We start from the raw sequence: 13,200 nt of genomic DNA, 5'->3' as shown, positions 1-13,200 counted from the left end.
AATGTCACTGAAATGGGCGGGCATTGTCGGTGCTCGTTGTCGCCAGCTTATGGCAGCACACCCACAAAAAAGCCCCGCAATGCGGGGCTTTTTTCTCGGTGACGCAGACCGGAATCAGCGCTTCATCGAGCTGAAGAACTCGTCGTTGGACTTGGTGGTCTTCATCTTGTCCAGCAGGAATTCCATCGCCGCGATTTCGTCCATCGGGTGCAGCAGCTTGCGCAGGATCCAGATCTTCTGCAGCAGCTCCGGCTCGATCAGCAGGTCTTCGCGGCGCGTACCCGAACGGTTGATGTCGATCGCCGGGTACACACGCTTTTCGGTGATACGGCGGTTCAGATGCACTTCGCTGTTGCCGGTGCCCTTGAACTCTTCGTAGATCACCTCGTCCATCTTGCTGCCGGTTTCCACCAGCGCCGTGGCGATGATGGTCAGCGAGCCGCCTTCTTCCACGTTACGTGCCGCACCGAAGAAGCGCTTGGGGCGGTGCAACGCATTGGCGTCCACACCACCGGTGAGCACCTTGCCGGAGCTGGGCACCACGTTGTTATAGGCGCGCGCCAGGCGGGTGATGGAGTCCAGCAGGATCACCACGTCCTTCTTGTGCTCGACCAGGCGCTTGGCCCGCTCGATCACCATCTCGGCAACCTGCACGTGACGCGCAGCCGGCTCGTCGAAGGTGGAGGAGATGACCTCGCCGCGCACGGTGCGCTGCATTTCGGTCACTTCTTCCGGGCGCTCGTCGATCAGCAGCACGATCATGTGCACTTCGGGATGATTAGTGGTGATGGCCGTGGCCACCTGCTGCATCATCATCGTCTTACCGGCCTTGGGCGGGGACACGATCAGCGCGCGCTGGCCCTTGCCCTGCGGCGCCATCAGATCCAGGATGCGGCCGGTGATGTCCTCGGTGGACCCGTCGCCACGCTCCAGCCGGAAACGACGACGCGGGAACAGCGGGGTCAGGTTCTCGAACAGGACCTTGTTCTTGCTCGCTTCCAGCGGCTCACCGTTGATGGTGTCCACGATCGACAGCGCGAAATAGCGCTCGCCATCCTTCGGGAAACGAATGCGGCCGGACAGGTGATCGCCGGTGCGCAGGTTGAAACGGCGGATCTGGCTGGGCGAGATATAGGTATCGTCCGGGCCGGCCAGGTAGCTGGCTTCGGCCGCACGCAGGAAACCGAAGCCGTCGGGCAGGATTTCCAGCACGCCATCGGCGGCAACGCCTTCGCCATGACGGGTCAGCACCTTGAGCAGGGCGAAGATCACGTCCTGCTTGCGCGCGCGCGCCACCCCTTCCTGGATGTTGAGCTGGTCGGCGATATCCAGCAGCTTCTGCGCCGGCATCCGCTTGAGGTCGCTCAGCGAATAGACCGGGAAGCCTTCCGGCACGGCCGGATGCGGACGCGCGATGAAGGGCTCGTTGCTACCGTCGGAGGACGGCATGCCACCGCCTTCATTGCCGAAGCGGTCGCGCGGACCGCGGTCGCGACGGTTGCGGAACCGGTCGCGGCGATTGCCCTGCTGGTTCTGCCCCTGGCCCTGCTGATTCTGGCCGCCCTGATTCTGACCTTGGCCCTGGTTCTGGCCCTGGCTTTGCGCCTGATTCTGGTTCTGCTGTTGCTGCGCCTGATTGAAGCGCTGCTGCTGCGACTGGCCGCCCTCGCGGGGCTCGCCGTGGCTGTCGCTGCCCTGGCTGGCGCTGGAAGCGCTGCTGGTGCCTGCGCCATCGCCGGACGTCTGCGCCGGTGCCGATTCGGCAGCGGGCGACGGTGCCTGCGGAGGGCGTGGCGCGTCGGGTGCGGGACTGGCGGGCAAGGGCAGGTTGGGCTGCTGCGCGCCGGCATCGTCATGGGCGACGGCGGTCTTGCTCACGCGCGGCTTGCGCACGCGCTTCTCGACGGGAGCGTCGACGCTGCTCCCGGTATCGGAGGAAGGATGATCGGACAAGTGCGTGATTCCTCGCTAAGGTGCGAGCGCCCGGCTGGGGGGCGAACTATTGGTAGATGGGAGTCTAGAAGAGGGTTCTAGAGGGGTACGGCGGCGCACGAACGTGTGCCGGACCAACTGACACTATCACCGCGGCGCGCAACCGCGCAAGCATCGGCCTTGGCCGGATTTAACTGCCGGCCTACCACGGCAGGCGCCCATCGCTGGACGCCCGCTCACTCAGGCGGCCGCGCCGCCCAGGGTCTTGTCGATCATCTGGGTCAGCTGGCCCTTGCCAACCGCCCCGATCTGGCTGGCCTGGACTTCTCCGTCCTTGAACAGCAACAGCATCGGGATCGAGCGCACGTGGTACTTGATGGCCAGGGCGCGGTTCTGGTCCACGTTGACCTTGGCAACCTTGAGCCGACCCTGGTATGTATCGGCCAGATCGTCCAGCACCGGTGCGATCATCTTGCACGGGCCACACCATTCGGCCCAGAAATCCACCAGGACCGGTTCGCCGGATTGCAGTACAGCTGTCTCGAAGTCGGCATCGCCGACATGTTGAACCTTGTCGCTCACGTTGGGTCTCCTGGAAACCAAACGGCCCACCCGATCGGGCAGGCCGCCACATTGCGTTAAACTGGGGCATTGCGCGACTGAATCAAGTGTCAGTCCTGAAGCCGCGCTGTCCGCCACAACTGCCGCAGTTTGCGACGCTGTCGGCATCGATGCAAGCCGCGCCCGGGCTGCCCAGGGCGCCTTACGAAGACGGAATAATGAGCGACAAACCGCTGACCGATTTGACCTTTTCCTCGTTCGACCTGCATCCGGCGCTGATCGCCGGGCTGGAGAGCGCCGGATTTACCCGCTGTACCCCGATCCAGGCGCTGACCCTGCCGGTCGCGCTGCCGGGCGGCGATGTCGCCGGCCAGGCCCAGACCGGCACCGGCAAGACCCTGGCGTTCCTGGTGGCGGTGATGAACCGCCTGCTGGTCCGCCCGGCGCTGGCCGACCGCAAGCCGGAAGACCCGCGCGCGCTGATCCTGGCGCCCACCCGCGAGCTGGCGATCCAGATCCATAAAGACGCAGTCAAGTTCGGCGCCGACCTGGGGCTGCGCTTTGCGCTGGTCTACGGCGGAGTGGATTACGACAAGCAGCGCGAGCTGCTGCAGCAGGGCGTGGATGTGATCATCGCCACGCCGGGCCGGCTGATCGACTACGTCAAGCAGCACAAGGTGGTCTCGCTGCATGCCTGCGAGATCTGCGTGCTGGACGAAGCCGACCGCATGTTCGACCTGGGCTTCATCAAGGACATCCGCTTCCTGCTGCGGCGCATGCCCGAGCGCGGCACCCGTCAGACGCTGTTGTTCTCGGCCACGCTCAGCCACCGCGTGCTGGAGCTGGCCTACGAGCACATGAACGAGCCGGAAAAGCTCGTCGTCGAGACCGAGACCATCACCGCCGCGCGGGTGCGCCAGCGCATCTACTTCCCGTCAGACGAAGAGAAGCAGACGCTGCTGTTGGGTCTGCTGTCGCGTAGCGAAGGCGCGCGCACCATGGTGTTCGTCAACACCAAGGCGTTCGTCGAGCGCGTGGCGCGCACCCTGGAGCGCCATGGCTACCGCGTTGGTGTGCTGTCGGGCGATGTACCGCAGAAGAAGCGCGAGTCGCTGCTCAACCGCTTCCAGAAGGGCCAGCTCGAAATCCTGGTCGCCACCGACGTGGCCGCGCGCGGCCTGCATATCGACGGGGTCAAGTACGTCTACAACTACGACCTGCCGTTCGACGCCGAAGACTACGTGCACCGCATCGGCCGCACCGCGCGTCTGGGCGAGGAGGGCGATGCGATCAGCTTCGCCTGCGAGCGCTATGCGATGAGCCTGCCGGATATCGAGGCCTACATCGAGCAGAAGATCCCGGTCGAACCGGTGACCACCGAGCTGTTGACCCCGCTGCCGCGTGCAGCACGCGTGCCGGTGGAAGGCGAAGGGGCCGGCGACGACGCTGGCGACAGCGTGGGCACGATCTTCCGTGAAGCGCGCGAGCAGCGTGCCGCCGAAGAACAGCGTCGCGGTGGCGGGCGCAGTGGTCCCGGCGGCGGTTCGCGCAGCGGCAGTGGTGGCGGGCGCCGCGATGGCGTCAGCGCCGGTGCCGACGGCAAGCCGCGTCCGCGCCGCAAGCCGCGTGTGGAAGGGCAAACGCCTGCGACGGCTGCACCGAGCGAAACACCGGTGGTTGCCGCTGCAGCGGTGGACGCACCATCCACCATCGCGGCCGATGCCGAGCGTGCACCGCGCAAGCGTCGCCGTCGTCGCAACGGCCGTCCGGTCGACGGTGCCGAGCCGGTCGCGTCCACGCCGGTGCCCGCACCTGCTGCCCCGCGCAAGCCGACCCAGGTGGTCGCCAAGCCGGTGCGCGCCGCAGCCAAGCCGGCCGGCAGCCCGTCGCTGCTGAGCCGCATCGGTCGCCGCCTGCGGTCGCTGGTCTCGGGCAACTGACGATCGCTTCGCTGCAATCGCATCGCCGTTACGCGGCGATGCGACGCAGGCACGGGCGCTCCGGCATAATCGCCGGATGACCGTTCTGCGTTTCGACAACGTCAGCAAGCACTACGCCGGGGGCCACCAGGCGCTGACCGATGTCAGCTTCGAGGTGGCCGATGGCGAGATGCTGTTCGTGACCGGCCACTCCGGCGCCGGCAAAAGTACCTTGCTCAAATTGATCCACCTCAGCGAGCGGCCCAGCCAGGGCGCGGTGCTGCTGGGTGAGCGCAACCTGCTCAAGGTGCGCGGCCGGCAGATTCCGCTGCATCGGCGTCAGGTGGGTGCGGTCTATCAGGACCACCGCCTGCTCAACGACCGCAGCATTGCCGAGAACGTGGCGTTGCCGTTGATCCTGCGCGGCACCCGCCGCGCCGAGATCGGCAAGCGCGTGCGCTCGGCGCTGGAACGCATCGGCCTGGCCCATCGCGAAAAAGCCCTGCCATCGCAATTGTCTGCGGGCGAGCAGCAACGCGTGGGCATCGCCCGCGCCATCGTCGGCGAACCGCGCCTGCTGGTGGCCGACGAGCCCACGGGCAATCTCGACCCGGCGCTGGCGGCCGAAATCATGCAATTGTTTGCCGAGCTTCCTGCGCGCGGCACCAGCGTGCTGGTGGTCAGCCACGACCTGGCGCTGCTCAAGCAGATGCGCAAGCGCGTACTGATCCTAGACCACGGCCGCCTGGTCGACGACATCTCGCCGCAGGACCTGGCCGAATGAGCAAGCTTGCCAATACCGAAGCGGTGGCACCGTCGCGCTTCGGCGTCTGGATCGACCACCATCTGCACAGCATCGCCTTCAGCCTGGGCCGCGCCATGCGCAAGCCGTGGGCCACGCTGCTGACCATCGTGGTGATGGCCTTGGCGCTGGCCTTGCCGCTGGGGCTGTCGATCGCGCTGGACAACGTCAAGCTGCTGGCCGGCAGCGTGCAGCAATCGCGCGAGATCAATCTGTTCCTGAAGGTCGATGTCGCGGCCGAGGCTGCGCAGGCGCTGGCCACCGAGCTGCGAGCCCGCCCGGATGTGGCGCAGGTCACGCTGCGCACCCCCGAACAGGGCCTGGCCGAGTTGCGTGAGAGCGCCAAGCTCGATGAAGCTGCCGAAGCGCTGGGCGAAAACCCGCTGCCCACGCTGCTGATCGTCACGCCCGCCGACACGGCCGACGACGCGCAGCTGGCCGGTGCACTGCAGGCCCTGCCGCAAACCGACCAGGTGCAGCACGACGCGCTGTGGCGCAAGCGCCTGGATGGCTGGCTGCACTTCGGCGAGCGCCTGGTACAGGTGCTGTCGGCCCTGCTTGGCATCGGTGCGGTGCTGGTGGTCGGCAACACCGTGCGGCTGGACATCCAGTCGCGGCGCGAAGAGATCGGCGTGCTGCAGCTGCTCGGCGCCAGCGATGGCTTCATCCGGCGCCCGTTCCTGTACCTGGGCGCGTGGTACGGGCTGGGCGCTGGCGCCGTGGCGCTTGCGCTGATCACCGCTTCGGGCCTGGCGTTGCGTGCGCCGCTGGCGACCCTGGCCGACAGCTATGGCAGTTCGTTTACGCTGCACGGGCTGGATCTGCTGCATTCTGTGATGGTGCTCATCGGCACCTTGGTGCTGGGCTGGCTGGGCGCCTGGCTGGTGACCGGCCATTTCCTTCGCCAGACCCGTCCCACCGAGACCTGAGGCCTGCCATGCATCCACCAGATCTCAAACACCTGATCAGCGACGCACCGCGCGTGATGGTCGTCGATGGTTCGAAGCTGGTGCGCAAGCTCATTGCCGACGTGCTCACGCGCGAGCTGCAAAACGTGCAGGTGATTGGCTGCGCCAGCATCGCCGAAGCGCGCGATGCGCTGGAAGCGGGCGCGGTGGATCTGGTGACGACCTCGTTGTCGCTGCCCGATGGCGATGGTCTGGCCCTGGCGCGCAGCGTGCGCGAAGCGGCCGGGCAGGCGTATGTGCCGGTCATCGTGGTGTCCGGCGATGCGCAGCAGCACTTGGTCGAGCGCCGCTTCACCGAATACGTCACCGACTATTTCGACAAGGCGCTGGGCCATGAGGCCCTGGCTACCTTCATCCGTGGCTATGTGCAGCCCGAGCCGGTGGTCGGCGCGACCGTGCTCTATATCGAAGACAGCCGCGTGGTGGCCGAGGCGACCAAGCGCATGCTCGAGCGCCAGAGCCTGAAGGTGGTGCATGTATTGACCGCCGAAGATGCCTTTGCGCTGCTGACCGCCGAATCGCTGGGCCGGACCGAGCGTCGTATCGACGTGGTGCTGACCGACGTCACCCTCAAAGGCGAGCTCAACGGCCGCGATGTGGTCGAACGTATCCGCATCGATTTCGCCTACGGCAAGCGCCGCCTGCCGGTGCTGGTGATGACCGGCGACACCAATCCGCGCAACCAGTCAGAACTGCTGCGCGCCGGCGCCAATGACCTGGTGCAAAAGCCCATTGAGGAGCGCTTGCTGGTGACCAAGGTGTTGTTCCAGCTGCGCCTGGCGCGACTTGAGGATCAGGCCGTCACGCTATGAGTGAAGTGGAAGGGCGCATCCAGCTGGAACCGTCGTGGAAGGCAAAGGTGGGCGATTGGCTGCTGCGCCCGGAGATGCAGGAGCTGTCCGCCTTCCTGCGCCAGCGCAAGGCGGCCGGGGCGAGGGTGTTTCCGCCGGGGCCGCAGATCTTTGCCGCTTTCGACGCGACCCCGTTCGATCAGGTCAAGGTGGTGATCCTGGGGCAGGACCCGTATCACGGCGAAGGCCAGGCGCATGGGCTGTGCTTTTCGGTGTTGCCCGGCGTGCCGGTGCCGCCGTCGCTGCTCAACATCTATAAGGAGATCCAGGACGATCTGGGCATCCCGCGCCCGGACCACGGCTATCTGATGCCGTGGGCGCGCCGCGGTGTGCTGCTGCTCAACGCGGTGCTGACGGTGGAGCAGGGCCGGGCGGGTGCACACCAGAACAAGGGCTGGGAAGGCTTCACCGACCATGTGGTGGAGACCCTCAACCGCGAGCGCGAGGGCCTGGTGTTTCTGCTCTGGGGCAGCTACGCGCAGTCCAAGGGCAAGGTCATCGACCAGGCGCGCCATCGGGTGTTCAAGGCGCCGCACCCGTCGCCGTTGTCGGCGCATCGCGGTTTTCTGGGCTGCAAGCAGTTCTCCAAGACCAACGAGCATCTGCAGCGCCGGGGCCTCTCTCCGATCGACTGGTCGTTGCCGCCGCGCGACGGGTTGGACACAACGTCGGCCGGCGGCTGAACAGCCTAGCCGGGCGCCGCATCGTCGCGGGTTTTGTCACGGTCTGCGCAGGCGTGGGGTGCTAGTTTGGCGTCAGAATTCGGGGAGCTGTACGGTAGAACGCCGGCAAGCGTGGAAGCCCGAACGTCCTATAAATGGAACGCTGGGAACTCTTTCTATACCCGGCAGTCCAATAGTTCGACTGCTAAGATGGTGCCTATGAACCAGACTACTTCGACTGCCCTCGTGGCAAACAATCTCCCGATTCCCAGTGCGCTCGGTTCGCTGGACGCCTACATCGGTGCCGTGCACCAGATTCCGGTGCTGTCGGTCGATGAGGAGCAGAATCTGGCCCGCCGCTTCCGCGACGAGCTCGATCTGGACGCCGCGCGCGAACTGGTCCATTCCCACCTGCGCTTCGTGGTGCACGTGGCCCGCGGCTACAACGGCTACGGCCTGCCGCTGGGCGACCTGATCCAGGAAGGCAATATCGGCCTGATGAAGGCGGTCAAGCGCTTCGACCCGGACATGGGCGTGCGCCTGGTCAGCTTCGCAGTGCACTGGATCCGTGCCGAAATGCACGAGTTCATTTTGAAGAACTGGCGCATCGTCAAGGTCGCCACGACCAAGGCGCAGCGCAAGCTGTTCTTTAACCTGCGCAAGTCCAAGACCCGCCTGGGCTGGCTCAATGCCTCCGAGGTGACGGCGGTCGCCAAGGACCTGAACGTCTCCGAACGGGAAGTGATGGAGATGGAGTCGCGCCTGTCCGGTCGCGATATCGGTTTCGACGCGTCCTCCGACGAAGACGACGACCACGGTCCGCCGTCGCCGGTGAGCTACCTGGTGGCCAACGACGAAGATCCGTCGCAGGCCTACGAGCGGCACGACAGCGAAGACAACCAGCTGCAGTTGCTGCGCGAAGGGATGGCTGGCCTGGACACGCGCTCGCGCGACATCGTCAAGCGTCGCTGGCTGGATTCCGAATCCAAGGTGACGCTGCAGGAGCTGGCCGACGAGTACGGCGTGTCGGCCGAGCGGATTCGCCAGATCGAAGCGAACGCGCTGAAGAAGATGAAGGCGCTGTTCGTCGCCTGATCTTCGGTCACGCGCTAGGTGCTGCACAAACGGCCCGGTTTTCCGGGCCGTTTGCATGTGAGCTACCGGTGCTGCGCAGAGTCCGAAGACGCGTGGTTGTTCATCGTGTTCGTTCGCGAATGATCGACCGCCCGCTGCGCCCGCCCGCGCTACTCCGGCAGGCGCGCCACCGGCAAATGCCAGCCGTAGCGGATCGCCATGAAGCGCAGTCCGAAACATACGCCGGCGCCGATCGCCAGCGACCAGGCCTGCGGCACGCCGAGCACATGGCCGATGGCCACCAGACCGCCACCGGCGAGCGCGGCGACGGCGTACAACTCGGCCTGCAGCACCACTGGCGTGCGTGCGACCAACAGATCGCGCGCAATGCCACCGCCGATGCCACTGAGCATGCCCAGCAGCGTGGCACTGAGCGGGCTGAGCTGATAGTCCAGCGCCTTGCTGGTGCCGTAGACCGCAAACAACGCCAGCCCGGCCGCGTCGAAAATCTGCACCGGGTTGCGCAGCCGCTCCACCGCTGCGTGCCAGTAAAACCCGGCAACGCCGGCCAGACAGGCGACCAGCAAATACTGCGGCTGCACTAGCGCAGCCGGCGGGGTGGCGCCGATCAGCACGTCGCGCACGATGCCGCCGGACACGGCCGCCGCGCAGGACAGCACCAGCACGCCGAACAAATCCAGGCGGTTGCGCACCGCCACGGTTGCGCCGCTCAGGGCGAACACGAAGGTGCCGAGCAGATCCAGCAGGAACAGGACAGTTGCCACGGTCAGGTCGTCGCATCAGGCCGCACAGCATCGCGCACGGCCTGTGGCGCTGTCATCCGTCCTTGCTGCTGGGCGGCGGGTCGTCGGTGGCGCCGCCGAAGATGATGCGTGCGGCGCGCTGGTAGCTCCAGTACGCCATTGCCCAGTTCACCAGCACCACGAAGCGGTTGCGGAAGCCGATCAGGAAGTAGACGTGCGCGGCCAACCAGAACCACCACGCGACGATGCCGGACAGCTTGAGCTTGCCGACATGCACGATGGCGGCCATGCGGCCGATGGTGGCCAGGTTGCCGAAGTCCTGATAGCGGAAGGCGGCCGCGGCCTGGCCGCGCTGGCGTGCGCGGATGGCCTTGGCGATGTGCTTGCCCATCTGCTTGGCTGCCGGTGCCACACCCGGTACCGGGCGGCCACCCTGCTGCACCGACGCCAGGTCGCCGCCGACAAAGATCTCCGGATGGCCGGGCACGCTCAGGTCCGGCTCAACCAGCACGCGCCCGGCGCGATCCAGTGGCACGCCGAGCGTGCGCGCCAGCGGCGAGGCGGCGACGCCGGCCGCCCACACCACGGTGCGCGCCGGCACGAAGGTCTCGCCGAGCCGATAGCCCAGCGCATCGATATGGCTGACCGGCGTGCCGGTGTGCACTTCCACGCCCAGGCGTTCCAGCTGCTTGCGCGCCTTGGCGGTGAGGTCGTCCGGGAACGAGGGCAGCACGCGCGGGCCGGCTTCGACCAGGCGCACCCGTGCCTGACGTGGATCGATATGGCGGAATTCGTTCTTGAGCGTGTGGCGGGCGATCTCGGCAAGGGTGCCGGCCAGCTCGACCCCGGTCGGGCCACCACCGACGACTGCGAAGCTCAGCCAGGCGGCGCGCGCCGCGGGGTCGGATTCGGCCTCGGCGCGCTCGAAGGCGAGCAGCAGCTTGCGGCGCAGGACCAGCGCGTCGTACAGGGTCTTCAGGCCGGGCGCGTGTTCGGCCCACTGGTCGTTGCCGAAATAGGCATGTGTGGCGCCGGTGGCCAGCAGCAACATGTCGTAGCCCAGCGACGTGCCATCGGCGAGCACCACTTCCCGGCGGGTCGGCGCAATCTCTGCGACGTCGCCGAGCAGCACCTGGACATTGCGCTGCTCGCGCAGGATGTGCCGCAGCGGTGCGGCGATGTCCGGTGCCGACAGGCCGGCGGTGGCCACCTGATACAACAGCGGCTGGAACAGATGGTGGTTCTGCCGATCGATCAGGGTGATGCGGATGCCGGGGTCGTCGAGCGCACGGGTCGCCCACAAGCCGGCGAAACCGCCGCCGACCACGACCAGATGCAAGGGAGCGGGAGAGGGGGAAGAGGTCATCGTCAGGTCCGATGGAGTACGACGCGGGCGAGACAGCATGCCAAATCGCCAATGAACATGACGCGTGGGCGTCGCACGCCTGCGGCATCATGTCGCATCTGCTGCCGACGGTCATTGCATGTCTTCACTGCCACCGCCCTTGCCACCGCTGCCGCCTGCCCCGGCGCACAGCGCAGCAGCAAACATTGCTCCTGCGGCTGCGGTCAGACAGCCACGCAGTGGCGTGGCCATCGGCCTGATCGGCATCCTGGTCTGTGCGAGCGTGTTCGGGGTGGTGGTGCTGGCTGCGGGCCTGTGGCTGGTCGGCACGGGCTGGTCGATGTTTGTCGACCAGGCGCGCACTGCGCTGCAGGACGATGCAGTGGTACAGGAACATATTGGCCAGATCCGCAGCATGCGGGTGGATCTGCTGCGCACGGGAATGGCACCGGGCGGCGAAGAGTTCGTGTTCGATGTGGAAGGCGACCGCGGCGCCGGGCGCGTCAAGGCGACCTGGGTCAGTGCCGGCGCCGATCAGGAGATCCTGAGCGATGGGGTGCTGACCCTGCGCGATGGCACCGAGTACACCTTGCCGGCGGCAGCGACTACAGACGTTGAGACGCCCGGTACCCCATCAGAAATGGACACCGATCCCGCACTCGATACCGCCCCTGAGACGACAGTGGAGCCATGAGCATGACCGACAATCCCGACAAGCGGATCGCCTTGCTGATCGATGCCGACAACGCGCCGGCGGGCAAGATCGATGTGGTGCTGGCAGAAGTGGCACGCTATGGCGTGGCCAACGTGCGCCGTGCCTACGGCAACTGGAAGAGCCCGCACCTGAAAGGCTGGGAGGCCGCGTTGCACGATTACGCGATCCGGCCGATCCAGCAATTTGCCTACAGCTCCGGCAAGAACGCCTCGGACATGGCGATGGTGATCGATGCGATGGACCTGTTGTATGCACGCAATCTGGACGGCTTTGCGATCGTCTCCAGCGATGCCGATTTCACCCCATTGGTGATGCGCCTGCTGACCGACGGCATGAAGGTCTATGGCTTTGGCGAGCAGAAAACCCCGGCGCCGTTCGTCAATGCGTGTTCCAAGTTCACCTATGTCGAAGCGCTGGGCGAGCAGGCTGCTGCCGCCAGCGACAGCGCGGCCGGCCGCAAGGACGCCACTGCATTGCGTAGCGACACGCGGCTGGTGCAGATGCTGCGCAATGCGATCGTCAGCGCTTGCGAAGACGATGGCTGGGCGCTGCTGAGCGCGGTGGGCAAGCAGGTCGCCAACCAGGCCTCGTTCGATCCACGCAATTACGGCTACCGCAAACTCAGCGACCTGGTCCGCGCGATCGGCCTGTTCGACATCAAGCAAGACGAGCAGGCATTGTGGGTGCGCGATACCCCCAAGGGTGGGCGCGGCAAACCGACGCAGCCCGCCACTGCGACGGCGCAACCGGCGGCTGCTGCCAAGCGCCCGGCGCGCGCGCCAGCCAAACCTGCAGCAGGGGGCTGAGCATGACGCATGACGCAAATGTGCCCGCTGCCGCGGTGCCCGCCATTACGATTTGGGGACGTCGGAATTCAAGCAATGTGCGCAAGGTGTTGTGGTGCGCGGAAGAAGCCGGCATGGCCTATGCCTCGATCGAGGTGGGCGGTGCATTCGGCGGTAACGACACGCCGGCGTATCGCGCATTGAACCCGAATGGCGTGGTGCCGACCTTGCAGGACGGCACGCTGGTGTTATGGGAATCCAATGCGATCGTGCGCTACCTGGCGGCGCAGTACGCACCGGCGTTGTACCCGCAATCACCAGCCGAGCGCGCGCTGGGTGACCGCTGGATGGACTGGACCACCTCGACGTTTGCAGGTGTGTTCCGCGATCTGTTCTGGGGGGTATTGCGCACTCCCGCAGCCGAGCGCGATGGCGCGCACATCGCCGCAGCGCTGGCGCAATCGGGCGAGCTGCTGGCACGTGCCGATGCGGCGTTGGCGCAGCAGCCGTATCTGTCTGGCGAGCGCTTCGCGATGGGCGACATTCCGTTGGGCAGTTTCATCTACGCCTGGTTCGAAATGCCGATCGAGCGACCGGCGCTGCCGCATCTGCAGGCGTGGTACCAGCGCTTGCGTGCACGGCCGGCCTACCAGCGTGGCGTGATGACGGCGCTGACCTGAGTTTGGGTCCGCGCTCAGGTTGGCGTGGTGCATTGCAGGCAGCACACGCCGACCCACACGTCGCTCCAGTACGTGGGCCTTGTACATTGCGCGCCAGGTAGCTTGCGTTGTCTGTAGGAGCGCACTTGTGCGCGAGGGCATT

13 protein-coding genes are annotated in these 13,200 nt (G+C 66.3%); 9 read left to right on the top strand and 4 right to left on the bottom strand.

Annotation, left to right across the window (positions count from 1 at the left end; all coding sequences use genetic code 11):
• Nucleotides 1-114 precede the first annotated feature (114 nt).
• Together rho and trxA are read right to left on the bottom strand one after the other, a co-directional pair.
• The gene (gene rho, locus ACCQ10_RS18500; RefSeq protein WP_179456333.1) at nucleotides 115-1,953 is read right to left on the bottom strand and encodes a transcription termination factor Rho; all 1,839 of its coding nucleotides are present in this window, start codon (nucleotides 1,951-1,953) and stop codon (nucleotides 115-117) included.
• A 219-nt stretch (nucleotides 1,954-2,172) separates the two neighbouring features.
• Nucleotides 2,173-2,514, bottom strand: a complete 342-nt coding sequence (gene trxA, locus ACCQ10_RS18495) for a thioredoxin TrxA (protein ID WP_039405310.1) — start codon at nucleotides 2,512-2,514, stop codon at nucleotides 2,173-2,175.
• Between the two features lie 197 nt (nucleotides 2,515-2,711).
• On the opposite strand from trxA, the gene rhlB reads away from it, so the two are divergent.
• From rhlB to rpoH, 6 genes are all read left to right on the top strand, one after another.
• Nucleotides 2,712-4,433 (top strand): ATP-dependent RNA helicase RhlB, encoded by a 1,722-nt coding sequence (gene rhlB / locus ACCQ10_RS18490; RefSeq protein ID WP_372361524.1) that lies wholly within the window; start codon nucleotides 2,712-2,714, stop codon nucleotides 4,431-4,433.
• Between the two features lie 76 nt (nucleotides 4,434-4,509).
• Nucleotides 4,510-5,196: a cell division ATP-binding protein FtsE gene (gene ftsE, locus ACCQ10_RS18485; RefSeq protein ID WP_003484499.1), complete on the top strand. Its 687-nt coding sequence runs from the start codon at nucleotides 4,510-4,512 to the stop codon at nucleotides 5,194-5,196.
• Nucleotides 5,193-6,143: a permease-like cell division protein FtsX gene (gene ftsX, locus ACCQ10_RS18480; RefSeq protein ID WP_372361523.1), complete on the top strand. Its 951-nt coding sequence runs from the start codon at nucleotides 5,193-5,195 to the stop codon at nucleotides 6,141-6,143. Before ftsE ends, ftsX begins: the two co-directional genes overlap by 4 nt.
• Nucleotides 6,144-6,151: 8 nt before the next feature.
• Entirely contained in the window at nucleotides 6,152-6,994 is an 843-nt protein-coding gene (locus ACCQ10_RS18475; protein WP_039405267.1) for a response regulator, read from the top strand.
• Entirely contained in the window at nucleotides 6,991-7,716 is a 726-nt protein-coding gene (ung, locus tag ACCQ10_RS18470; RefSeq protein WP_372361522.1) for a uracil-DNA glycosylase, read from the top strand. The genes ACCQ10_RS18475 and ung overlap by 4 nt, the downstream gene beginning before the upstream one ends.
• Nucleotides 7,717-7,914: 198 nt before the next feature.
• Nucleotides 7,915-8,790 (top strand): RNA polymerase sigma factor RpoH, encoded by an 876-nt coding sequence (gene rpoH / locus ACCQ10_RS18465; protein ID WP_039564933.1) that lies wholly within the window; start codon nucleotides 7,915-7,917, stop codon nucleotides 8,788-8,790.
• 149 nt (nucleotides 8,791-8,939) lie between these two features.
• Here rpoH and ACCQ10_RS18460 read toward each other — a convergent pair whose 3' ends face one another.
• Nucleotides 8,940-9,554, bottom strand: coding sequence for a trimeric intracellular cation channel family protein (locus ACCQ10_RS18460; RefSeq protein ID WP_372361521.1), 615 nt, complete (start codon nucleotides 9,552-9,554; stop codon nucleotides 8,940-8,942).
• Between the two features lie 52 nt (nucleotides 9,555-9,606).
• Complete coding sequence (locus ACCQ10_RS18455) at nucleotides 9,607-10,899, bottom strand: NAD(P)/FAD-dependent oxidoreductase (RefSeq protein WP_372361520.1); 1,293 nt, start codon at nucleotides 10,897-10,899, stop codon at nucleotides 9,607-9,609.
• A gap of 118 nt (nucleotides 10,900-11,017) precedes the next feature.
• On the opposite strand from ACCQ10_RS18455, the gene ACCQ10_RS18450 reads away from it, so the two are divergent.
• Genes ACCQ10_RS18450 through ACCQ10_RS18440 form a run of 3 tightly spaced genes read left to right on the top strand, consistent with a single transcriptional unit; the run spans nucleotide 11,018 to nucleotide 13,058 of the window.
• Nucleotides 11,018-11,572, top strand: coding sequence for a hypothetical protein (locus ACCQ10_RS18450; protein ID WP_372361519.1), 555 nt, complete (start codon nucleotides 11,018-11,020; stop codon nucleotides 11,570-11,572).
• The gene (locus ACCQ10_RS18445) at nucleotides 11,569-12,399 is read left to right on the top strand and encodes an NYN domain-containing protein (protein ID WP_280302528.1); all 831 of its coding nucleotides are present in this window, start codon (nucleotides 11,569-11,571) and stop codon (nucleotides 12,397-12,399) included. Before ACCQ10_RS18450 ends, ACCQ10_RS18445 begins: the two co-directional genes overlap by 4 nt.
• A gap of 35 nt (nucleotides 12,400-12,434) precedes the next feature.
• On the top strand, nucleotides 12,435-13,058 hold the full coding sequence (locus tag ACCQ10_RS18440) for a glutathione S-transferase family protein (RefSeq protein WP_372363172.1): 624 nt from the start codon (nucleotides 12,435-12,437) through the stop codon (nucleotides 13,056-13,058).
• Nucleotides 13,059-13,200: the final 142 nt, after the last annotated feature.

It is taken from the genome of Xanthomonas sp. NCPPB 1325, from assembly GCF_041477645.2.
GTDB lineage: Bacteria > Pseudomonadota > Gammaproteobacteria > Xanthomonadales > Xanthomonadaceae > Xanthomonas > Xanthomonas cannabis.
This window is presented reverse-complemented; position numbering and strand designations above follow the sequence as displayed.